Raw genomic sequence first — 20,925 nt, forward strand, 5'->3', positions numbered from 1 at the left:
CCCGTACCACAGCGGGTTCGTGTTATCTGACGACGTGGTCGACGACGGCTCGTCGCCCCCGAATCGACGACTGGTCCCTGTGGTACCTCCCTGTGACGAACTGCCACTGGAGCGCTGGCTCCTGCGAGACGACCCCGTTCGGGACGACCCCGAAGAACGCGAGGACCGCGACGACCGACGACTGGAGCCAGACGAATTCGACGACGAGGCCGTCGAAGACCGGCTAGAGCTTCGACTCGACCGAGAGGACCGCGACGAACTCGACGAACTTGACGAACGAGACCGCGACGAGGATGTCCGATTGGACGACGACGAACTCGACGACCGGTTCGACGACCGCCGAGACCCGCGCGACCCCGACGAAGACGTTCGACTGGACCCGGTGGACCGAGATGTAGACGACCCACTCCGAGACGACTGTGAGGACTGCGACGACGAGGAACTCGACTGCGACGACGAGGAGGCCGACCCATCGTCGCCGGCGCGACCGGGGAACTTGAACTTCGTCAGTCCGTCGAGCCGCTTGTTGACGTACTTCGTGTGTCCCATCCGGTCGTAGTCGGCGCGTTCGGCGTCGTCGGTGAGGACTTCGTAGGCCTTCCGGACGACGGTGAACTGCGCTGTCGCTCGTTCGTCGTCGTTGACGTCGGGATGGTACTCCCGCGCCTTCTGACGGAACGCCTGCTTGATTTCCCCCGTCTCGGCGTCGCGTTCGACGCCGAGGAGTTCGTAGAAGTCCACCGGCATTCGACGTGCGATTCGATGCGACGGCGGCTTTTGAATGTACCGGGCGATTGGCCGAGTCGGTCGGCATCGAATTCGTTCGGAAAAATCATGAACACTGACGGCAAGGAAGCGGTATGGAACGTATCCCGCTTGGTAACACCGTCTTCGAAGGGCGGAACAACGCCTATCTCATTCCGGGTGACAGACCGACGCTCGTCGACGTCGGCGTCGCGACCGATGCAGTTCGACAGGACCTCCACGACGGCCTCGACGCGCTCGGCTACGACGTCGCCGACATCGACGCAATCGTCCTGACGCACTGGCACGCCGACCACACCGGACTTGCAGGTGAAATCCAAGCGGAGAGCGACGCTGACGTGTACGTACACGAAGACGACGCTGCGCTCGTCGCCGGTGACGAGGACGCTCTCGCCGAGGAGCGGCGCATCAGCGAACGTCGATTCGAGGAGTGGGGCATTCCAGAAGAGCCACTCGACGAGCTGACGACGTTCCTCGGCGGCCACGAGGAACTCCGCGGCGACACGGTAGATGTGACGCCTGTCACGGACGGCGACCGAATCGCCGCCGGAGACGACGAACTCGAAGTCGTCCACCTCCCCGGTCACGCCGCCGGGTTGAGCGCCTACGCGTTCGATGGTGACGAAGGGCGCGAGGCGTTCGTCGGCGACGCGATTCTGCCGAAGTACACGCCGAACGTCGGCGGTGCGGACCTTCGTGTCGACCGCCCGCTCGCGACGTATCTCGACAGTCTCGACCGCCTCGTCGACCTCGACTTCGCTCGGGCGTGGCCGGGCCACCGCGACGTTATCGACGACCCCGCGGGGAGAGCGCGTGTCATCGCGGACCACCACCGCGAGCGCACCGAGCGCGTCCTCTCGGTGCTCGACGAACACGGCCCCGCGGACGCGTGGACCGTCAGTGCGCACCTCTTCGGCGACCTCTCGAACATCCACATCCTCCACGGCCCCGGCGAGGCGTTCGCACACCTCGACCACCTGGTCGAAGCGGGCGTCGTCGAGCAGGACGGGACCGAGTACGCGCTCGCCGATGCTGACGCCGAGGCGTCGGAGCTGGTCGCTGTACCCGAGACGAAACGTTAAAACGCCGCTGGAGGGAACGGAGAGCCATGGAACTGCGGGTCATCGACAAGACCGACGAGGAACTCCGCATCGAAATCGGTGGCGAGGACCACACCTTCATGAACGTGCTGAAGGGTGAACTCCTCGAAACCGACGGTGTCACGGCGGCGACCTACGACGTGAACCCCGAACAGTCCGGTGGACAGACCGACCCTGTCCTCTCGATTAAGACCGAATCTGGCGTCGACCCGCTCGACGCGCTCGCCGAGGCCGCCGCTGGCGTTCAGCACACCGCCGACGCCTTCACGGAAGCCTACGAAGCCGCAATCTAAGCGCACGCCCGGATTCTCCCTTTCACACTCGACTCGTGAGCTACTGGTGCAGTCATCAAGAGCGTCGCGGGGTGCTCAGTCTGTGTGTTCGTGGTCGTGGCTGTGTTCGTGTTCGTGCCTGTGACCGTGACCGTGTGCGCGACTCCCGCCACTGCTCTCCGGTCCCTCGTAGTCCATCTCCCCGGCTTCGATACGCATTTCGAGCCAGTTTTCCATGGGCACGAGCGGGCACTCGTACTGCGGTGAGTAGGCACAGAAGGGATTGTACGCGTAGTTGAAGTCGAGCACCCACCGCCCGTCGTCGGTGCGGTCGGCCGCTTCGAGGTCGAGATACCGGCCCGCGCCGTAGGTCTCTTCGGTGTTCGTCTCGTCGCGGAAGGGCACCCAGAGGCGGTCTTCTTCGGGCGTCGTACGATAGGCGTCGAGAGAGTACGCCGCCCCGTCGATTTCGAATTCGAACGTCCCCCAGACGAGGTAGTCGCGCTCGCCGTCGGTCGTCGTTCCGATGGTGATGGTCTCGGGGTCGTCGTACTGTTCGAGGGTGAGTTCGAACCGAAGGGCCGGGTCCGGGTCGAAGTAGTCGAGACCATCGAAATACTTGCGCTGGTCGGGCGGAATCGGCGAGTGCTGGTCGGCCGCGAGGAAGCGGTCTTTCTGCTCGCGGTGCTGGAGAAGGGCAGTTCGCCACGAATCGTCAGTCATACACGAGACGTACGCTCGCCGATGAGGTGAAGATTGGTTTCGACTGCACCGAGAGCGCACGACCGGAAGAATTTCGGCAAAAAGGCCGCGCTCCCCTGCTTACAGCCGGACCGGAACGTCGTGGTCGTCGAGGTACTCCTTGACGTCGCGGATGGAGTACTCGTCGAAGTGGAAGATAGAGGCGGCGAGACCGGCGTCGGCACCTGCGTCGGTGAACACCTCGTACATGTCTTCGGGGCCGCCACAGCCGGACGAGGCGATGACTGGCGTCGAGACGTTGTCGCAGACGGCCTTCGTCAGCGGAATGTCGTAGCCGTCTTTCGTGCCGTCGGTGTCGATAGAGTTGATAAAGAGCTCGCCCGCGCCGAGCGATTCGGCCTCGCGGGACCACTCGACTACGTCTACGCCGGTACCCTCGCGGCCGCCTTTGATAGTGCACTCGAACCAGCAGGACTCGCCATCGACTTCGGCGTAGTACTCGCCCTCCTCGTCGTAGCGACGGCGAGCGTCGACCGAGATAACGATACACTGGCTGCCGAACGAGCGTGCACCCTCTTCGATGAGCGAGGGGTTCTCCAGTGCGGCGGTGTTGATAGAGACCTTGTCGGCACCGGCGCGGAGCGTCTCTTTGATGTCGTCGCGGGTTCGGATGCCGCCGCCGACGGTCAGCGGGATGAACACCTCGTCGGCGACCTTCGAGACGGTGTCGAGCATCGTCTCGCGGCCGTCGGCGGAGGCGGTGATGTCGAGGAAGACGAACTCGTCGGCACCGGCCTCGTTGTACAGTTTTGCCATCTCGACGGGGTCGCCCGTGTACTTCAGGTCCTCGAAGTTGACACCGGTGTAGACCGCCGGATTGCCGTCCTCGTCGAGGTCGACGTCGATACAGGGTATGATGCGCTTCGTGAGCATTCGCTACCGAATCGTTGGCGGATGAGTCGCTTCACGGTTTCGGCTACGGCAGGCGACGCTGGCGGCAGTTCGCGCAGCGCCAGCTTCATGTCGGTGTCCGAGTTGTCAGAGGTATGAATCCACCCGAGGTGTTCCACCTCCACTATCACGTTCCTGACGTTGACGCTGCCGCGGCGGCCCTCTCGTCGTTCGGAATCACGCCCGCGGCGCGCTTTGGCTCTGTCGAGGGTGAGTCGGTCGCGCTGGCTCCCGAGGAAGACGAGCCGAGTGACTTTCGACTTCGCCTCCAGACGAATCGCGGCGGCACGGCAGACGTGACACTCACACCCGGTCCGAAGTTGGCGTTCGACCACGTCGGTGTCGTCGTCGAGGACATGTCCGCGGTCGTCGAGCGCGCGACGGCCCGCGACTGGTCGGTGACGGAAAACGAGCGCCGGACGTTCCTCGTCACGCCGTGGGGCTTCCGAATCGAACTGCAGTCGCCCGACAGCGACCTCGTCTCGGAACTCGGCGACTCAGACGACTGTCACTTCCGCGAGGTGTCGTTGGGCGTCCCGTCCGAGGCGGGCGACCGAATCGACCGGACGATTCGGACTGTCGTCGGCGACGTGTCGAACCTGCGCGTCGTTCCAGGAGCGGCGTCGCAGCCTGCGGTTACGGAGGCGTCCCTCGCCGGGGAGAACGTCGAAGAACAGCAGTTCGAGATGCGCTCACTGGCCGAATAGCGCACTGGGGGCGCTACCGGCGGCTGAGGTCGTATATTCGGGCTTCCCACGGGCGGAGCGTCTCGGACTCGACCGCCTCGACAGTCGTGTCGTAGTTCGACAGCAGGACGTCGGCGGGACGGCCGTCGAGTTCGTCTGGCGGTTCGAATCGCGTCTCGCTGCTGTCGAAGTTGAGGACGACGAGGATGGTGTCTTGGTTCGTGTCTCGGTTTGTGTCTCGGCCGGTAGCCGTGTCCGGGTCGTCTCCGGATTCAGTGTCGAGCGTCCGCGTGTACACCCACAGCGACTCGTGGTCGGGCGTGAGGGGCTCGTAGTCTCCGTAAACAATCACGTCGCGCTCCTTTCGAAGCGAGATGAGGTCGCGGTAGTAGTGCCACACCGACTCGGGGTCGGCGCGGGCGTCGGCGACGTTGATTTCGTCCTTGTTCGGATTGACCGGCATCCACGGCTCGGCATCGGGGGCCGTGAACCCCGCGTACTCGCTGTCGTCCCACTGCATCGGCGTGCGGGCATTGTCGCGGCTGTTGGTGCAGACTGCGTCTTTCACCGAGTCGAAGTCCGATATCACTCCTCCGTCGATGGCTCTGCGGACGGGGTTGAGCGTATCCACGTCGCGGAACTCGTCGAGCGATTCGAAGGGATAGTTGGTCATGCCCAACTCCTCGCCCTGGTAGATGTAGGGCGTCCCGCGAAGGGTGTGCAGAAGTGTCGCGAGCACCATCGCCGACTCCCGGCGGTACGCGCCGTCATCTCCGAACCGAGAGACCTGCCGGGGTTGGTCGTGGTTGTTGAAGTACAGCGAATTCCACCCCTCCTCGGCGAGGCCCGCTTGCCAGCGGTCGAAGACGGCCTTCAGGTCGGGGAGCGTCCACTCTGCGGTCTCCCAGATGTGGTCGCCTCTGTCGAGAAGCATGTGCTCGAAGTGGAACACCATCGAGAGACCGTCTCCGTCGGGGCCGGGCGTCGTGTAGCGTTTGGCGAGTTCGACTGGGAGTTCGTCGGCAACCATCTCACCGACTGTCAACAGGTCCTCGTCGAGGACGCGGTCGCGCATCTCGCCGAGGTAGTCGTGAATTCGCGGGCCGTTCGTCACGCGGTCGATGGTCCGGATGTCGTGTTCCGGGTCGGTGTCCGGCAGTCCGTCCGGTTTGGAGATGAGGTTGATGACGTCCATCCGAAAGCCGTCGATACCCTTGTCGAGCCACCACTGCATCATGTCGAACACCTCTTCGCGGACGGCCGCATTCCACCAGTTCAGGTCCGGTTGTCGCTCGTCGAAGAGGTGCAGATACCATTCGCCTGTGCCCTCGTCGTACGCCCACGCGGGGCCGCCGAAGAAGGACTCCCAGTCGTTCGGTGGGACTTCGTCCACGCCGGGAGGGGTATCGTAGTCGTCGGGGTCGAGGTCGGTCTCTTCGGGGTCGCGGCCTTCGCGCCACCAGTAGTAGTCTCGCTTGTCGGCGTCTGTCGCCGAGCGAGAGTTGACGAACCACGCGTGCTCGTCGGAGGTGTGGTTGACGACGAGGTCCATGATGAGCCGAATGCCGCGGTCGTGGAGCGCATCCCGAAGTTCTTCCCAGTCGGCCATCGTCCCGAACTCGGCCATGATGGCGCGGTAGTCGGAGATGTCGTAGCCGTTGTCCACGTTGGGCGACTCGTAGACGGGGTTGAGCCAGACGCAATCGATACCGAGGTCCGCGAGGTAGTCCGCTTTCTCGACGATTCCCCGGATGTCACCGACGCCATCCCCGTCGGTGTCGTTGAAACTCCGCGGATAGACCTGATAGACGACCGCCTCTCTCCACCACCGACGCGCCCCGCCTTCGGGGGTCGAAGTCATACGAGACGTGAGTGCCGGATGAGACTTAGGTCTGTGCGCCGAGTGCGGCCTGCTTGCATATCGCTACAGTGGGCGATTTCAGGGCGCGCCAGCGACACCCAGCACCGACGGTTAGGTGCGTTTTTGTACCGCGAATACGTCGCCTCGAACATGAGCGACGACCATCATTCGGGCGACCACGACCACGACGACCACCATTCGGGCGAGGAGGGCCGCGTCACCTCCCCGATGCAAGACTTCACGATGGGACAGGTTACGACCGGCTTCATCGTTCTCGTCGTGGGCGTCGCCGTCACGTTCGGCCTCCCGTTCATCCTCGCGTAGAACCGGCAATTTGTACGAACTTCCGCTTTCTCTCCGCTTTTATGAGAGCCGTGACCAACGGGTGACGTGAAATCCATCGTCGTCACTGAATACGGACGAAGCGATACGCTCGACGTGCGTGAGACCGAGACGCCCGACCCCGGTCCGGGTGAGGTTCGAATCGCCGTCGAGGCAGCAGGCATTAACTTCGCCGACATCATGCAGCGGCGCGGCCACTACCGCGACGGGCCAACCCCACCGTACACGCCGGGGCTGGAGGCCGCGGGAACCATCGACGCCGTTGGTGAAGGTGTCGAACGCGAGGTCGGCGAGCGCGTCGTCGCCATGACCGGAACCGGGGCCTACGCCGAGTACGTCACTGCCCCCGCGAACGCGCTGTTCGACGTCCCCGAGTCCATCTCGTTCGCCGAGGCCGCTGGCTTCCCCGTGCAGTTCCTCACGGCCCACAACTGCCTCCACGAGTGGGGCGGCCTCGAAGACGGCGAGCAGGTGCTGATTCACGCGGCCGCCGGAGGTGTCGGAACCGCGGCAGTCCAACTCGCGGACCTCGCGGGCGCAGAGACGTTCGGCACCGCCAGCACCGAGGAGAAACTCGACCTCGCGACCGACCTCGGTCTCGACCACCCGATTCAGTACACCGAGGAGGACTTCCGCGACGTCGTCGCCGACGAGACAGACGGCGAGGGGCTCGACCTCGTACTCGACGGCGTCGGCGGCGAGACGTTCCAACACAGCCTCGACGCGCTCTCGGACTTCGGCCGCGTCGTCACCTACGGTGCCGCCTCGGGTGAGGTGGCGGAGGCCGACACGACGCGACTCCTCTTCGAGAACAAGTCCGTCATCGGATTCCATCTCGGAAACGCCATGCAGAAGCGCCCGCAGTCGGTCCTCGGCGCGGTCCCCGAACTCTCCGAACTACTGGCGTCCGGCGAACTCGACGTCATCGTCGGCGAGACGTTCGCACTCGAAGACGCCGCCGAGGCGCACCAGTACATCGAAGACAGAAAGAGCAGCGGAAAGGTCGTCCTCGAACCCTAGACGACCCTCTCGTCTTTTTAGTCGAGTTCGCGGGTCAGCACGTCGCGCAGGTCGGCAATCGTCCCCGCCTCGTAGGTGAGTTTCTCGCCGCCGACAGAGAGCGTGAGCGTGCCGTCGTCGGTCGTCGTGCCGAGTTCGACGACGGGCACGTCACCCGCGAGGTCACGGAGCGCGTCTTCGTCTGTCGTCTCGACCACGACGCGGCCGGGCGTCTCGTCGAAGAGCGAAATCACGTCTTCGACCGCGACGTCCGCACCGACTTCCTCGGTGACCATCTCGGCCAGCGCGACGGCGAGCCCGCCGTGGCTCACGTCGTGGACGGCGAGCGTGGATTCGTCCGCGGCGACAGTGTGAATCGTCTCGACGGCGGTCGCGGCGTCTTCGGCGTCGGGGAGTTCGGGGAATGCGTCGTCGCCGCCGACGGTTTCGAGGTAGGTCGAACCGCCGAGCGCGTCGCCCGCGGTGCCGACGACGAACAGGTCGCCGTCGCCAGAGAGCGAGAGGCCGGGCGTTCGGCCGTCTGCCGTGCCGACCATCGCGAGGGTTGGCGTCGGCGGAATCGGCCCCGAGACGGAGTCGTTGTACAGCGAGACGTTGCCACCGACGACCGGGACCGAGAGCGCACTGCACATGTCGGCGAGGCCGTCAACGATGCCCTTGAAGCCGCCGTACACGTCGGGTTTCTCGGGGTTGCCACCGTTCAGGCAGTCCACGGTTGCGAGGGGTGTCGCGCCCTTCGCGGCGAGGTTCGTCGCGTTCTCGAAGGCGACGGCGCGAGACCCCTCGTACGGGGCCGCGCTCGTCCAGTTGGGGTCTGCACCCGCGGTGAAGGCGAGTTTCGTGTCCGCTTCGGGGATGTCGAGAATCGCGGCGTCGTCGCCGGGTCGGACCGCCGTCCGAAGCCCGACTTCGTGGTCGTACTGGCGGTAGACCCACCGCTTGGAGGCCGTGTTGGGGTCGGCGACGACCGCTTCGAACGCGTCTTCGAGGTCGGCCTCAGGCAGGTCGCGCTCGGCGGGTTCGGGTTCGGTCGCGTCGAGGTCGTTCATCGGCGCGCCTTCGGCGAGGAACTCCGGCGGCACGTCCACGACGGTCTCGCCGTCGAAGGTACAGACGTAGTTGCCGTCGGCGACCTCGCCGATGACGGCGCTTCCGAGGTCGAACTTGTCGGCGAGTTCCTGCACGCGCTCGACGTTCTCGGGGGTGACCTCGTAGCACATGCGCTCTTGGGACTCCGAGAGCAGAATCTCGAAGGCGTTCATGTTCGGTTCGCGCTGGTGGACCTCGTTGAGGTCGATGTGCGCGCCGAAGCCGCCCTTGGCGACGAGTTCGGAGGACGCGCCGCCGAGACCGGCGGCGCCGAGGTCGCGGGCGGATTCGACGAGGTCCTCGTCGAGCAGTGCTTCGTTGCACTCGATGAGGAGTTTCTCGGTGTAGGGGTCGCCGACTTGCACGGCCGGGCGGTCTTCGGTTTCGGCGTCTTCGGCGAGGTCTTCGCTGGCGAAGGACGCGCCGCCGAGACCGTCGCGGCCGGTCGAGTTGCCGATGAGGACGAGTTTGTTCCCGGCTTTCTGTGCTTCGGCGGTGACGAGGCGGTCGGCCGAGAGCAGGCCGACACACGCGACGTTGACGAGAGGATTACCCTCGTAATCTTCGTGGAACGAGGTCGCGCCGGTCACCGTCGGGACGCCGATGGCGTTCCCGTAGTCGGCGATTCCCTCGACGACGCCGTCGAGGAGATACCGCGAGTGCTCGCGGTCGAAATCGCCGAAGTACAGGGAGTCGGCGAGGGCGATGGGGTACGCGCCCATCGAGAGCGTGTCGCGGACGATGCCGCCGACACCCGTCGCCGCGCCGTCGTAGGGGTCGACGTACGAGGGGTGGTTGTGGCTCTCGATGCCGAGGGTGATGTACGTGTCGTCGTCGAGTGCGACGACAGCGGCGTCGTCACCGGGGCCGATGACGACCTGGTCTCCCTCCGAGTCGAACGCCGACAGGAGGGGGCGAGACGACCGATAGGCACAGTGTTCGCTCCAGAGGTTCTCGAAGAGCACCGCCTCGGCCGGTGTCGGGTCGCGGCCGAGTTCGGCGACGACGAGGTCGCGGTCCGCGTCGGGAAGCGTCATTCACTGGTATGGTCAGAACGCAGGTTGTAAACCCTTTCTATGTGCACAAACGTGCTCAAAAAGATGGTCGAGTTCACGCGTTGTCGACGACGCCGGTCACGCGGGCGTGTACGGCGGCGATTCGGCGCGGATAATCTCGGTGAGTTCGCTCATCTCGTCTTGGAGCAAGACGAGCAGGTCGTCCATCGTGACGATGCCCGTGAGTTTCCCACCGTCGGTTATCGGCGCACGCCGGACGCCGTGTTCGCGCATCTTGCGGAACAGGTCGAAGACGCCCATGTCGGCGTCGACCGTGAAGGGTCGTTCCGTCATCACGTCTTTTGCGGTCATTCCTTCGAGGCCGCCGCCCGAGCCGACGCATTTCAGCGCGATGTCGCGGTCCGTGACGATGCCCTCGATGTTGTCACCGTCCGCGATGACGATGGAGCCGACGGTTCGGTCTTCCATCAGCTTCGCCAGCTCGCGTACCGGTGTGTCGTGCTTCGCTGTCACCAGTTCGTCCTTCGGTCGTGCAATATCTCGTACTGTCATCTCTACTCACCCCTCGGTGGACCCGCCACGACACTCGTGGCTCACCACCACGCTAGACGTTCGTCGGTTGGGATATTATACCTATGTGCTGACATTTTTTCACGTTCTATCGGTAAGTCCCGTATCGGAGAGTTTCACGGAGACGGCGTTGTCACCGCGTGCACCCGCCGGGAGTCGGCTATCGAACCGGGACCGGGGCGCTTTTTTAGACCCCGTTGTTAGGGTACCACGTGTTATCGGTCGAGTTGCACTCGCACTCCTCGCTTTCGTACGACGGGCGAGACCCGGTCGAATACCTCCTCGAACAGGCGGTCGCGGTGGGTCTGGATGCGCTCGCTGTGACCGACCACGACGAGATCGACGCGAGTCTCGAAGCGGCGGCTATCGCGGACGACTACGGACTGGTCGGCATTCCGGGGATGGAAGTCACGTGCGCTGCGGGCCACGTCTTGGCACTCGGTGTCGAGGAACTCATCCCCGCGGGGCTCTCGTACGATGAGACGCTCGACCGCATCCACGACGCTGGCGGTATCGCCATCGTTCCACATCCGTTCCAGAAGTCTCGCCACGGCGTCGCCCCGCACATCTCTCGGAACCAACTCGCCGCGGCGGACGCCATCGAGACGTACAACTCGCGGCTCTTGACGGGCATCGCAAACCAGCGCGCCGAACGCTTCGCGAAGCGACGCGGACTGCCGATGACCGCCGGAAGCGACGCCCACATCGCCGAGATGGTCGGTCAAGCCGTCACCGAAGTCGGAACCGACACCCGGAGCGTCGAGTCGATTCTCGACGCCATCCTCGACGGCCGGACCAGCGTCGTCGGCAGCAAGACGCCGTGGCGCATCTCGTTCCAGCAGGCCGCCGGCGGCGCGAAACGCCGTGTGAAACACGCCCTGTCTGACCTCCTGTGATGCGCGGTGCCGACGAGTCTGTCGTTCGACAGGCCCTCGCAAGTGGTGACTCGTTGCCCGGAACCGCGGGATTCGCCGGTGTACTCGACGGCCAACTCGTCAGAGACGTTCTCGGTCGGCAACCGCTCTTTTGGGACCGCGACGACCCGGATTCGTGGGCCTTCGACCGCCGCGACCTCTCGGACCCGGTGTCGGTCCCTGCCGGTTACGCTCGCCCTATCAGTTCAGACGCAGACAGCGAGACCCGCGCGGTCTGGACGCTTCCAGACCCTCCTGTCGCATCCGACCGCGACGAGGCACTGGCCGCCGTGCGAGACGCCGTCTTGGAGTCTGTCCGCGATATCGACGACGACGGTCTCGCAGTCGCGTTCTCCGGCGGTGTCGATTCGGCGGTCGTCGCCGCGGGCGTCCCCGACGCACCCTGCTACGTCGCGGGGTTCGAGGGCTCGCACGACATCGACGCCGCGCGCGGGGCCGCCGACGCGATGGGCCTCGACCTTCGCGTCGTCGAACTCACTCACGACGCTATCGAGCGCGCCGTCCCGGAAATCGTCGCGGCGCTCGGTCGAACCAACCCGATGGACGTGCAAATCGTCCTCCCGCTCTACTTGCTGGCCGAGCAGGTCGCCGCCGACGGCTACGACCGCCTCGCGGTCGGACAGGGCGCAGACGAACTCTTCGGCGGATACGCTAAGGTCGCCAAGGCACCCGACGACCCCCGCGTCGAGGCCGAGACGACGCGCGGCGCGGCCCGCGAAGTCATACAGACGCTTCCGGACCAACTCGAACGCGACGTGTTGGTGCTTCGTGCCGCAGGCGTCGAACCCGTCGCGCCGCTTCTCCACGACCGGGTCGTCGAGGCTGCGCTGCCGCTCCCCGGCGAGTTACTCGTCGATGGCGACCGACGAAAGGTCGCGCTCCGGGAAGCCGCCCACGAGGTGCTCCCCGAATCTGTCGCAGAAAAAGACAAGAAGGCGGTTCAGTACGGCACGTACGCGTCTCGGGAACTCGACCGCCTCGCCCGACAGGCCGGCTTCAAGCGCCGGATGGACGACCACGTCGAGAAATACGTCCGGTCGCTGGTGGAATAACTGACTCGTCGCTTAGTCCGCGGCTTCGACAACCTCGATTGCGTCCAGTGCAAACTGTACCGTGTCGGGGTCGAGGTCGCTCTCGCGGAGGTCCTCGCGGCCGTACCACTCCCAGACTTCTGGCCCCTCTTCGCCCGGCGCGGGGTCGATATCGCGCGACTCGACGCGGGCGTAGTAGATGTGGTCGATGTGTTGGTGGCCGACGGACCCGTCGTCGTGGATATTGATGTCGTAGAGCATCTGCTCGCGGGGTCGCGGGAGGGCTTCACCGTCCGGTGCCGGGACCGCGGGCGTGTCGTCGACGAGTTCGGGTTCGAGACCGGTCTCTTCTTCGACTTCTCGCAGTCCCGCTTCGTGCGGGAGTTCGTCCCTATCGACGTGGCCGCCCGGCGGGATGCGGATGCCGAGGCGTCTGTGCTCGTGGAGGGCGACAGCGCCGTCGTTGACGATGTAGACGGTGGCGGTGAAGTGTCGGGTCGTCTCCATGCGCGACGCTATCGAGGGAGCTGTATCGATGTTTCGAAAATCGACTCCGGCTGGAACGCGGCTCGAAACTGGCGACCGTATTAGGGGACTTGCGCCTTCTCTTCGGCTTCGAGGAGTTCGTGGTAGCGGTTGCGGATGGTCACTTCGGAGATGTTGGCCACCTCGGAGACCTCGTTTTGGGTCACTTTCTCGTTGGTGAGGAGCGACGCGGCGTAGACGGCGGCGGCGGCGAGGCCGACCGGCGACTTGCCCGAGTGGACGCTCTGTTCTTTGGCGTTCTTCAGGAGTTGGCGTGCGCGGCGTTCCGGCTCGTCGGAGAGGCCGAGTTCGCTGGCGAATCGCGGGACGTACTGCTCGGGGTCGGCGGGCTTGATTTCGAGCTTGAGCTCGCGTACCACGTAGCGGTAGGTTCGGGCGATTTCGTCCTTTTCCACGCGCGAGACGCTCGTGATTTCGTCGAGCGAGCGCGGCGTGTCGGCCATGCGAGCGGCCGCGTAGAGTGAGGACGTTGCGACGCCCTCGATAGAGCGGCCGGGGAGCAGGTCGTCGTTGAGGGCGCGACGGTAGATGACCGAGGCGGTCTCTCGGACGTTCTCGGGAAGGCCGAGCGCGGAGGCCATGCGGTCGATTTCGCCGAGCGCCTGCTTGAGGTTGCGTTCCTTGGAGTCGCGGGTGCGGAAGCGCTCGTTCCACGTGCGAAGGCGCTGCATCTTCTCGCGTTGGCGCGAGGACAGCGACCGGCCGTAGGCGTCCTTGTTCTGCCAGCCGATGTTGGTCGACAGCCCCTTGTCGTGCATCATGTTGGTCGTCGGCGCGCCGACGCGGGACTTCTGGTTTTTCTCCGTGGAGTTGAACGCTCGCCACTCGGGACCGTGGTCTATCTCGTTTTCTTCGACGACGAGACCACAGTCGTCACAGACGGTCTCGCCGTGCTCCGTGTCGGATACGAGGGTCTCTGACTCACACTCTGGGCATTCGAGGGTTCGGTCTCGGGTGTCTTCGGTTTCGGCTTCGTTCTTGTTGCGCACGCGCGCGTTATCGGTCGTAAAACGTCGAACACTTTCTGTCATTTTGGGTTGCAGAGAAGCAACTGCGAACGGTCGTTCTCACTCATTTGTATCGAGGGCGATTACTTATATCTGACGGCTAGGAAAGGACGGAATAGGGCTGAGGGGCGTTCGGGTGAACCGGATGCCAGACGAAACGGCGCACACCGAAACCCTTACTCCCGGTCTCCGACACCTCCGATACATGAGCGATACGCCCGTCGATGCCGACGAGGTTCGACATGTCGCCGAGTTGGCGCGGGTCGACCTCGACGAGGACGAAGTCGAGGAGTTCGCGGCGCAGTTCGCGGACATCCTGGAGTACTTCGATGCCCTCGACGAAGTCCCCGAAGTCGACCGCGAGGACGAACTGGTGAACGTGATGCGCGCCGACGAGGTCCGCGAAGGACTGACCCAAGAGGAGGCGCTCTCGAACGCCGCAGAGACCGAAGACGGCTTCTTCAAAGGCCCACGGGTGTCCTGATGTCTCTGAACGCATTCATCACGAAGGAGACGGTCGAAAGCGACGATGACGGCCCGCTCTCGGGGAAGTCCATCGCCGTGAAGGACAACATCTCGACCGAGGGCCTGCGTACGACCTGCGGGTCGGAGATGCTCGAAGACTACGTCCCGCCGTACGACGCGACGGTCGTCGAACGCCTCAAGGACGCGGGCGCGACCATCGTCGGCAAGGCCAACATGGACGAGTTCGGAATGGGGACCACCACCGAGACCTCGGCCTACGGTCCGACCAAGAACCCGGTGGACGAGTCTCGTGTCCCCGGTGGCTCTTCCGGTGGCTCTGCGGCCGCCGTCGCCGCCGGTGAGGCCGACCTCGCGCTCGGAACCGACACGGGCGGTTCCATCCGCTGTCCCGCGGCGTTCTGTGGCGTCGTCGGCATCAAGCCCACCTACGGCCTCGTCTCGCGCTACGGACTCGTCGCCTACGCGAACTCACTCGAACAGATTGGCCCGATTGCACCGTCTGTCGAAGAGGCCGCCGCGCTGCTCGACGTCATCGCCGGTCCCGACGAGCGCGACGCGACGACCCGCGAGGAGGGCGAGGACTCGAACTTCGCCGCGGCCGCCGACGGCGACGTAGAGGGTCTCACTATCGGCGTCCCGACCGAACTGGTCGACGGCGCAGACGAGGGCGTCAAAGCCGCGTTCTGGGACGCCCTCGACGAACTCGAAGCACAGGGTGCCGAGTACCACGAGGTCAGCATGCCCTCGACCGAGAAGGCGGTCGCAGCCTACTACGTCATCGCCATGTCCGAGGCCTCTTCGAACCTCGCGCGCTTCGACGGCGTCCGATACGGCAAGTCCGGCGGCTACGAGGGCAACTGGAACGACGCCTTCGCTCGCGCCCGCGAGGAGGGCTTCGGTTCCGAGGTCAAGCGCCGTATCCTCCTCGGCACGTACGCCCTCTCCGCAGGCTACCACGACAAGTACTACGCGAAGGCCCAGGACGCCCGCGCGTGGGTCAAGCAGGACTTCGACGCCGCCTTCGAGGACGCTGACGTGCTGGCGTCGCCGACGATGCCCGTCCCGCCGTTCGAACTCGGCGAGAGCCTCGACGACCCGCTGCAGATGTATCTCGCCGACGCGAACACTGTCCCGGTGAACCTCGCGAACCTCCCCGCGATTTCCGTCCCCGCGGGCGAGACCGACGGACTCCCAGTCGGACTTCAGCTCATCGGGCCGAAGTTCGGCGAAGAGACCATCGTCCGCGCTGCATCCGCGGTCGAGAACTAATTTTCGGAAGGCGGGTCGCCCGCTTTCAGACTTACGACGGCGGTTTCCCCGCCTCTCACACCATCACGACGGCGGTTCGACCGTCGTTTCGGTCGACACCGACCCGCCGCGCCAGTTGAGGTATAGAGACATCGGTCTCGACTCAGTGCCGCCGTCGAGAGAGGGTATGTACGAGTACGTCAACGTGGTCGATTTACCCGCCGTGAGTTCGGCTTCGACGCGTTTGATTGGTGTATAGGCGACGAGTGGCCCAGAGCGGTTGAGCGCGCCGACGAACGTCCCAGCTTCCGACCCGGTGTTCGTTATGGTCGCTGACAGCGTCACGTCGCTGCCGCTTTCGACGCGCTCGGGAGCGGAGACCTCGGTGACCGAGAAGTCAGTCGGGGGTCGCGCGAGCGTCGAGCGGGCGTCAGCGCCGAGTTCGAACTTCCCGTTGGGGCCTCGAAAGACGACCGTGGTGGCGTCGAGTGGCTTTGGCACCGAGAAGACGAGATATCCCGACGTTCGTTCTTCGTCATCAGCGCCGTATGCGAGCCCACGGGACCACAGCCGACCGTACGCCGGCAAATCGTCGGGCGGCGTCGGCGAGAAGGTCTGATTCTCCGTCGAGAGCGAGAACGCGTCTCCCCGAGGGCCGGACTCACCATCGACGTGGATGGTGACGATGACGAACTGCTCGTCTCTGTCGCCGAACGTCCCGATGGAGTCCGGCGAGTTGAGGGCGACGAGTTCCGGGGTGAGTTGGACGTTCGAGACGGTTACGTCGGCCGGGTCGGCTGTCGTCGCGTCTGTTGGCCCTGTGGTGGAGGGCTGTTCTGACGGCGGCGACTCGTCTCCGGGTACCGTCGGGTTCCCCAGACAGCCTGCGAGGAGGGCGAGCGTCGCGCCGCCGAGACCGAGCACGTCCCGTCGGGAGGGCGTAGCGGGGGACATACTTCGTACTCCGAGCACGCCTCGGAATAAGCTTTCAGGGGGCTGTCCGGTTCAGACGGGAATCGGCCCCGGAGCGAGTCGGGTGACCGGCCGATGCATACGGTATCAAACACGATTGAAGATGACAAATTTCGCGTCGGGTCTGATGGTTCTCACCTGGAATTCGTCACTCTCGATGGACCCGACCGCGCCGCCGTTGTGGATTCCAAAACGTGTGTGAGGTTCGTTTCCCAATCGAGAGCGAAGACAGCGTACGTTTCGGGAGCCGAAAACCCACCGCCATGCCGATAGTTTTTCCACGCCCCGACGCCCACGGCGGAACGTCATGTACATCATCGTCGTCGGTGCTGGCAACATCGGGACGCCGCTCATAGAGATTGCCACCGAGGGTGGCAACGAGGTGGTCGTCGTCGAGCGCGACGAGGATAAAGCCGAGAAAGCCGCGGCAACGTTCGACTGTCTCGTCCTCAACGACGATGCGACCGTCAAACAGACGCTCTTGGAGGCCGGAGCGGACCGCGCCGACGCCATCATCACGACGACGGACAAGGACGCGACCAACATCATGGTCTGTCTGCTGGCGAAGGAACTGGACATCCCCGACATCGTGTCGGTCGTCCACAACCCCGAGCACATGAGCCTCTACCGCCAAATCGGCGTCAACACGATGGAGAACCCGCAGCGACTCATCGCCGAGTATCTCTACCGCGCGGTGAAACGCCCCTCCATCGTCGATTACATGCGGGTCGGCGAACACGCCGAAGTCTTCGAAATCCGCGTCGACGAGGACGCGCCGATTGCTGGCTTGACCATTCAGGACGCGGCCCGCGAGAACCTCCTCGACGGCGATACGCTCATCGTCGCTGTCGAACGCGACGGCGACGAAACCCCCATCACGCCCCGCGGCGGGACGACCATTCACGGCGGAGACCTCCTGACCGTCTACTCCGGACAGGGTGCGACACCCGACGTGACCGACGTGTTCGGTCACTACGAGGACCACTGATGGTTCGCCGCGGCCGAACCGTCGCCGGATGGCCCCTCGACCTCGCGGTCATCGCCCGCGACGTCGGGTCGCTCCTCGCGATGGAGTCGTTGTTGATGACCGTCTCGGTGCTCGTCGCCGTCGGATTCGGCGAATGGTACGCCGCGCTCGCCTTTTTCACCGCCGCCGGTGCCACTGCCGCCGTCGGTTTGGGCGCTCGAAAGGCCTTCCAGTCGGCCCCCGCACCGCGGATGAAACACGGGATGATTATCGCGGCGGCCGGATGGTTCGCTACCGCTTCCTTCGGGTCGCTCCCGTTCTACCTTACGGCGCACTTCGCCCCCGACGCGGCCTTTTCGGCGCTCGTCCCCGCCGGTGTGGAGTACACCCAGTCGAGTCTCGTCTACTTCCGCAACCCGCTGCACGCGCTGTTCGAGAGCATGAGCGGATGGACCGGCAGCGGACTCACGATGGGTATCCACGAACCGTCGCTGCCGCGGACGATTCAGTGGTGGCGTTCTCTCATCCAGTGGGTCGGCGGCGTGGGCGTCATCGTCCTCACCGTCTCGATTCTCTCTCGGCCGGGAAGCGGAAGTTACGCCCTCTACCGCGGCGAGGCACGCGAAGAGAAGATTCACCCGAGCGTCGTCTCCACCGTCCGGACGGTGTGGAAGATTTTCGTCGGCTACACCCTGTTGTCGGTGGTCGTCCTCTTTTTCGCCATTCGAGCGAGTGCCTACGGCTCGACGCTCCCGCTCTGGGAAGTCGCGTGGCAGGCGCTCAATCACGCGATGACCGGACTTTCGACCGGCGGGTTCGCCGTCACCGACAACTCGATTGGCACGTACGACTCGCCGCTCATCGAGACGGTGTTGCTTCCCATCATGGCGCTCGGCGCAATCGCCTTCCCCGTCCACTACACCATCCTTCGAAACCGGGACGTCGACAAGTTGTGGACGGACCTCCAGACCCGGTGGTTGCTCGTCATCTTCGGCGTCGGTATCGCGGGACTCACGCTCCAGAACCTCGTCTCCCTCCCGGCGACCGCCGGAAGCGCGTTCGTCGAAACGACCGATTACTTCGGTCTCGCGGGCGTCGTCGGCGGGCCGGGTGCGGACGCCATCCGCGACTCGGCGTTCCACTGGGTGAGCGCGCTCTCGTGTACGGGCTTTCAGGCCGCTCCTCTCGGTCAGTGGTCTGACGGCGGCAAACTACTTCTCTCCGGTGCGATGACCCTCGGCGGCGCTGCCGGGTCGACCGTCGGCGGCATCAAAATCATTCGCGGATACACCATCTCTCGCGGCATCCAGTGGCAGTTCTCTCGCGTGTTCCTGCCCGAGAGCACCGTCGTCAACATCGAGATGAACGGTCGCCGCCTCTCTCGGTCCGAGATGGAACGCGAGTTCTCCGAGGCGGCTATCGTCTCGATGCTCTGGGTGCTCTTGCTCGTCGCGTCGAGCGTCCTCCTCGTGAACCTCGCCGGACCGGAGTTCACCTACGCGGACGCGCTCTTCGAAGTTGCGAGCGCACAGGGGAACGTCGGCATCTCCACGGGCATCACCGGGCCGTCGATGAACCCCTACGCCGAGACGATGTTCCTCTTCAACATGTGGATTGGCCGCCTCGAAATCATCCCCGTGTTGGTGTTCTTCCGGTCTGTCCTCTACGGGTTGAACCCGTAGCGTTCGAAGGCGGCTTTTCGGCCCCGCTTATCGTCGCCAGTACTCGGGCGTGAACAACACGAGCACCGGCAGAATCTCCAGTCGGCCGACCCACATCAGGAGGACCATGTAGAGCTTCGAACTGTTCGAGAAGTCGAGATAGCTCCCCATCGGGCCGACGACCCCGAAGCCCGGCCCGACGTTCCCGAGCGTCGCGGCGACGGCGCTCATCGATTCGAGGACGCTCACCTGCAACCCGATTCGCGCGGCGTCGAGGTGGACGAGGCCGGTCGAGACGAAGAACAAGACGAGATACAGGAGCGTAAAGGCGTAGATACCGCGGATGGCTCGCTCGTCGACCGCGCGCCCGGCGAGTCGGACGGGGCGAATCGCCTCGGGGTGGGCCGTCGTGAACAGCTCTCGACGGAGCGATTTCAGGATGACGTACCACCGGACGATTTTGATGGCACCACCGGTCGACCCCGCGGAGCCGCCGATGAACATGGCGAACAGGAGGCCGTACTGGGTCGGCGCGCTCCACGCGTTGAAGTCCATGCTCGCGTAGCCAGTCGTCGTGACGATAGAGACGACTTGGAACACCGACTGTCGCAGCGACGACTCGGGACTGCCGATGATGGCGTTGCGGACGCCTTCGAGATACAGTTGGTCGTACGTCCCATCCGACGGTGCGACGGAGACGAGGCCGTCACCGAGGAAGAGGACGGCGGCGAGAATCGCCGAGATGACGCCGATGACACCGAGGTAGAACTTGAACTCGGTGTCGCGGACGAGTTTCTTCGGGTCACCGGTGAGGACGTGCCAAAACAGGGCGAAGTTGGTCCCCGCAGCGACCATGAAGGGGATGATAACCCACTGAGCGGCGGCTGAGAAGGCCTCGATACTCCGCGCTTCGGGAGAGAACCCGCCTGTCGGCATCGTCGTCAAGCCGTGGGCGATGGCGTTGTACACGTCCATGTTCGGCGCGAAGCCCGTGAGGTAGAGACCGTACAGAAGGACGATTTCGAGGACGGTGAGGCCGAGGTACGCGCCCCACAGCGCACGGGCCGTCTCCGCGATGCGCGGGGTGAGCTTCTCGATGCCGGGGCCGGGCGCTTCGGCGTCCATCAACTGTGCGCCCCCGACCGACAGCTCCGGGAGAATCGCGACCGCGAGGACGACGATACCCATCCCGCCGAGCCACTGCGTGAGCTGTCGCCACATCATGATGCCGCGGGTGTGGGAGTCGAACGAGATGTCGCCGAGAACGGTCGCTCCCGTCGTCGTAAACCCGCTCATACTCTCGAACAACGCGTTCACCGGATTCGCCAGCGTCGATTCGGGGTGAATCGCCGACGTGACAAAGGGGATGCCGTTGGCCTCGATGAGGAACGGAATCGCTCCGACCACGGTGACGGCAAACCACGTCGCTGCGACCATCAAGAACCCCTCGCGGGCACCGATATCGGGGGATTCCGAGAGTTGTTCGAGGCCGCTGCCGACGAGCACGGTGAGCCCCATGGTGACGACAAACGGCATCACCGACTCGCCGTAATACAGTGAGACGACAAGTGGGAAAGAAAGGGGGACTGCAAGATACTTCAACACCGTCCCCACGAGACGGAGGCTTGCTCGATAGTCGACGCGAAGTTTCATCTGTGGCAGAACGTTCCGTGCGCCGGGGTTTTGCCTGTTCGGATT

21 protein-coding genes and 1 pseudogene are annotated in these 20,925 nt (G+C 64.6%); 12 read left to right on the forward strand and 10 right to left on the reverse strand.

What is annotated here, in order from left to right; all coding sequences use genetic code 11:
• Window positions 1-79 precede the first annotated feature (79 nt).
• Window positions 80-559 carry a hypothetical protein gene (locus tag KU306_RS18980; protein ID WP_309138755.1) on the forward strand — a complete coding sequence of 160 codons (480 nt, stop codon included), beginning with the start codon at window positions 80-82 and terminating at the stop codon, window positions 557-559.
• A 53-nt stretch (window positions 560-612) separates the two neighbouring features.
• Here KU306_RS18980 and KU306_RS18985 read toward each other — a convergent pair.
• A pseudogene (locus KU306_RS18985) lies at window positions 613-747 on the reverse strand (DnaJ domain-containing protein); the annotation flags it as partial.
• A 113-nt stretch (window positions 748-860) separates the two neighbouring features.
• On the opposite strand from KU306_RS18985, the gene KU306_RS09855 reads away from it, so the two are divergent.
• Both KU306_RS09855 and KU306_RS09860 read left to right on the forward strand, forming a co-directional pair.
• Entirely contained in the window at window positions 861-1,847 is a 987-nt protein-coding gene (locus KU306_RS09855) for an MBL fold metallo-hydrolase (RefSeq protein ID WP_258301837.1), read from the forward strand.
• A 26-nt stretch (window positions 1,848-1,873) separates the two neighbouring features.
• Window positions 1,874-2,158, forward strand: coding sequence for a DNA-directed RNA polymerase subunit L (locus KU306_RS09860; RefSeq protein WP_007539164.1), 285 nt, complete (start codon window positions 1,874-1,876; stop codon window positions 2,156-2,158).
• Window positions 2,159-2,233: 75 nt separating this feature from the next.
• On the opposite strand, the gene KU306_RS09865 is transcribed toward KU306_RS09860, so the two are convergent.
• Together KU306_RS09865 and hisF are read right to left on the reverse strand one after the other, a co-directional pair.
• Window positions 2,234-2,860 carry a DUF1684 domain-containing protein gene (locus tag KU306_RS09865; protein WP_258301838.1) on the reverse strand — a complete coding sequence of 209 codons (627 nt, stop codon included), beginning with the start codon at window positions 2,858-2,860 and terminating at the stop codon, window positions 2,234-2,236.
• Between the two features lie 99 nt (window positions 2,861-2,959).
• Window positions 2,960-3,772: an imidazole glycerol phosphate synthase subunit HisF gene (gene hisF, locus KU306_RS09870; protein WP_007539167.1), complete on the reverse strand. Its 813-nt coding sequence runs from the start codon at window positions 3,770-3,772 to the stop codon at window positions 2,960-2,962.
• Between the two features lie 113 nt (window positions 3,773-3,885).
• Here hisF and KU306_RS09875 point away from each other — a divergent pair, with 113 nt between their 5' ends.
• A complete protein-coding gene (locus KU306_RS09875) occupies window positions 3,886-4,497 on the forward strand; it encodes a VOC family protein (protein WP_258301839.1) in 612 nt (203 codons plus the stop codon).
• Window positions 4,498-4,510: 13 nt separating this feature from the next.
• On the opposite strand, the gene KU306_RS09880 is transcribed toward KU306_RS09875, so the two are convergent.
• On the reverse strand, window positions 4,511-6,337 hold the full coding sequence (locus KU306_RS09880) for a glycoside hydrolase family 13 protein (RefSeq protein ID WP_258301840.1): 1,827 nt from the start codon (window positions 6,335-6,337) through the stop codon (window positions 4,511-4,513).
• Window positions 6,338-6,460: 123 nt separating this feature from the next.
• Between KU306_RS09880 and KU306_RS09885 the strand changes: the two genes are divergently transcribed.
• Window positions 6,461-6,661, forward strand: coding sequence for a DUF7550 family protein (locus KU306_RS09885; protein ID WP_425499522.1), 201 nt, complete (start codon window positions 6,461-6,463; stop codon window positions 6,659-6,661).
• A gap of 66 nt (window positions 6,662-6,727) precedes the next feature.
• Window positions 6,728-7,699, forward strand: coding sequence for a quinone oxidoreductase family protein (locus KU306_RS09890; RefSeq protein WP_258301842.1), 972 nt, complete (start codon window positions 6,728-6,730; stop codon window positions 7,697-7,699).
• Window positions 7,700-7,716: 17 nt separating this feature from the next.
• On the opposite strand, the gene purL is transcribed toward KU306_RS09890, so the two are convergent.
• Together purL and KU306_RS09900 are read right to left on the reverse strand one after the other, a co-directional pair.
• On the reverse strand, window positions 7,717-9,825 hold the full coding sequence (purL, locus tag KU306_RS09895; protein WP_258301843.1) for a phosphoribosylformylglycinamidine synthase subunit PurL: 2,109 nt from the start codon (window positions 9,823-9,825) through the stop codon (window positions 7,717-7,719).
• A 96-nt stretch (window positions 9,826-9,921) separates the two neighbouring features.
• Window positions 9,922-10,356: a CBS domain-containing protein gene (locus KU306_RS09900; protein WP_007539179.1), complete on the reverse strand. Its 435-nt coding sequence runs from the start codon at window positions 10,354-10,356 to the stop codon at window positions 9,922-9,924.
• 230 nt (window positions 10,357-10,586) lie between these two features.
• On the opposite strand from KU306_RS09900, the gene KU306_RS09905 reads away from it, so the two are divergent.
• The gene (locus KU306_RS09905; protein ID WP_007539181.1) at window positions 10,587-11,270 is read left to right on the forward strand and encodes a PHP domain-containing protein; all 684 of its coding nucleotides are present in this window, start codon (window positions 10,587-10,589) and stop codon (window positions 11,268-11,270) included.
• Complete coding sequence (locus tag KU306_RS09910) at window positions 11,270-12,361, forward strand: asparagine synthase C-terminal domain-containing protein (protein WP_007539183.1); 1,092 nt, start codon at window positions 11,270-11,272, stop codon at window positions 12,359-12,361. Before KU306_RS09905 ends, KU306_RS09910 begins: the two co-directional genes overlap by 1 nt.
• Window positions 12,362-12,373: 12 nt before the next feature.
• Here the strand turns inward: KU306_RS09910 and KU306_RS09915 are convergent, their stop codons facing one another.
• Entirely contained in the window at window positions 12,374-12,847 is a 474-nt protein-coding gene (locus KU306_RS09915; RefSeq protein WP_258301844.1) for an NUDIX hydrolase, read from the reverse strand.
• An 80-nt stretch (window positions 12,848-12,927) separates the two neighbouring features.
• Complete coding sequence (locus tag KU306_RS09920) at window positions 12,928-13,875, reverse strand: transcription initiation factor IIB (RefSeq protein ID WP_258301845.1); 948 nt, start codon at window positions 13,873-13,875, stop codon at window positions 12,928-12,930.
• Between the two features lie 223 nt (window positions 13,876-14,098).
• Here KU306_RS09920 and gatC point away from each other — a divergent pair, with 223 nt between their 5' ends.
• Window positions 14,099-14,377 carry an Asp-tRNA(Asn)/Glu-tRNA(Gln) amidotransferase subunit GatC gene (gene gatC, locus KU306_RS09925; RefSeq protein ID WP_049907601.1) on the forward strand — a complete coding sequence of 93 codons (279 nt, stop codon included), beginning with the start codon at window positions 14,099-14,101 and terminating at the stop codon, window positions 14,375-14,377.
• Window positions 14,377-15,648, forward strand: coding sequence for an Asp-tRNA(Asn)/Glu-tRNA(Gln) amidotransferase subunit GatA (gene gatA, locus KU306_RS09930; protein WP_007539190.1), 1,272 nt, complete (start codon window positions 14,377-14,379; stop codon window positions 15,646-15,648). Before gatC ends, gatA begins: the two co-directional genes overlap by 1 nt.
• Window positions 15,649-15,711: 63 nt before the next feature.
• Here the strand turns inward: gatA and KU306_RS09935 are convergent, their stop codons facing one another.
• Entirely contained in the window at window positions 15,712-16,581 is an 870-nt protein-coding gene (locus KU306_RS09935) for a CARDB domain-containing protein (protein ID WP_258301846.1), read from the reverse strand.
• Window positions 16,582-16,906: 325 nt separating this feature from the next.
• Here KU306_RS09935 and KU306_RS09940 point away from each other — a divergent pair, with 325 nt between their 5' ends.
• Together KU306_RS09940 and KU306_RS09945 are read left to right on the forward strand one after the other, a co-directional pair.
• Window positions 16,907-17,587, forward strand: coding sequence for a potassium channel family protein (locus tag KU306_RS09940; protein WP_258301847.1), 681 nt, complete (start codon window positions 16,907-16,909; stop codon window positions 17,585-17,587).
• The gene (locus KU306_RS09945; RefSeq protein WP_258301848.1) at window positions 17,587-19,248 is read left to right on the forward strand and encodes a TrkH family potassium uptake protein; all 1,662 of its coding nucleotides are present in this window, start codon (window positions 17,587-17,589) and stop codon (window positions 19,246-19,248) included. The genes KU306_RS09940 and KU306_RS09945 overlap by 1 nt, the downstream gene beginning before the upstream one ends.
• A gap of 27 nt (window positions 19,249-19,275) precedes the next feature.
• On the opposite strand, the gene KU306_RS09950 is transcribed toward KU306_RS09945, so the two are convergent.
• A complete protein-coding gene (locus tag KU306_RS09950) occupies window positions 19,276-20,880 on the reverse strand; it encodes a TrkH family potassium uptake protein (protein ID WP_258301849.1) in 1,605 nt (534 codons plus the stop codon).
• Between the last annotated feature and the right edge of the window lie 45 nt (window positions 20,881-20,925).

This window comes from Haloferax larsenii (assembly GCF_024730625.1).
Lineage (GTDB): Archaea > Halobacteriota > Halobacteria > Halobacteriales > Haloferacaceae > Haloferax > Haloferax larsenii.

Coding starts and splice junctions, on each gene's coding strand:
- KU306_RS09855 (WP_258301837.1), top strand. CDS start 861: ATGGAACGTATCCCGCTTGGTAACACCGTCTTCGAAGGGCGGAACAAC.
- KU306_RS09860 (WP_007539164.1), top strand. CDS start 1,874: ATGGAACTGCGGGTCATCGACAAGACCGACGAGGAACTCCGCATCGAA.
- KU306_RS09865 (WP_258301838.1), bottom strand. CDS start 2,860: ATGACTGACGATTCGTGGCGAACTGCCCTTCTCCAGCACCGCGAGCAG.
- hisF (WP_007539167.1), bottom strand. CDS start 3,772: ATGCTCACGAAGCGCATCATACCCTGTATCGACGTCGACCTCGACGAG.
- KU306_RS09875 (WP_258301839.1), top strand. CDS start 3,886: ATGAATCCACCCGAGGTGTTCCACCTCCACTATCACGTTCCTGACGTT.
- KU306_RS09880 (WP_258301840.1), bottom strand. CDS start 6,337: ATGACTTCGACCCCCGAAGGCGGGGCGCGTCGGTGGTGGAGAGAGGCG.
- purL (WP_258301843.1), bottom strand. CDS start 9,825: ATGACGCTTCCCGACGCGGACCGCGACCTCGTCGTCGCCGAACTCGGC.
- KU306_RS09900 (WP_007539179.1), bottom strand. CDS start 10,356: ATGACAGTACGAGATATTGCACGACCGAAGGACGAACTGGTGACAGCG.
- KU306_RS09910 (WP_007539183.1), top strand. CDS start 11,270: ATGCGCGGTGCCGACGAGTCTGTCGTTCGACAGGCCCTCGCAAGTGGT.
- KU306_RS09915 (WP_258301844.1), bottom strand. CDS start 12,847: ATGGAGACGACCCGACACTTCACCGCCACCGTCTACATCGTCAACGAC.
- gatC (WP_049907601.1), top strand. CDS start 14,099: ATGAGCGATACGCCCGTCGATGCCGACGAGGTTCGACATGTCGCCGAG.
- gatA (WP_007539190.1), top strand. CDS start 14,377: ATGTCTCTGAACGCATTCATCACGAAGGAGACGGTCGAAAGCGACGAT.
- KU306_RS09935 (WP_258301846.1), bottom strand. CDS start 16,581: ATGTCCCCCGCTACGCCCTCCCGACGGGACGTGCTCGGTCTCGGCGGC.
- KU306_RS09940 (WP_258301847.1), top strand. CDS start 16,907: ATGTACATCATCGTCGTCGGTGCTGGCAACATCGGGACGCCGCTCATA.
- KU306_RS09945 (WP_258301848.1), top strand. CDS start 17,587: ATGGTTCGCCGCGGCCGAACCGTCGCCGGATGGCCCCTCGACCTCGCG.
- KU306_RS09950 (WP_258301849.1), bottom strand. CDS start 20,880: ATGAAACTTCGCGTCGACTATCGAGCAAGCCTCCGTCTCGTGGGGACG.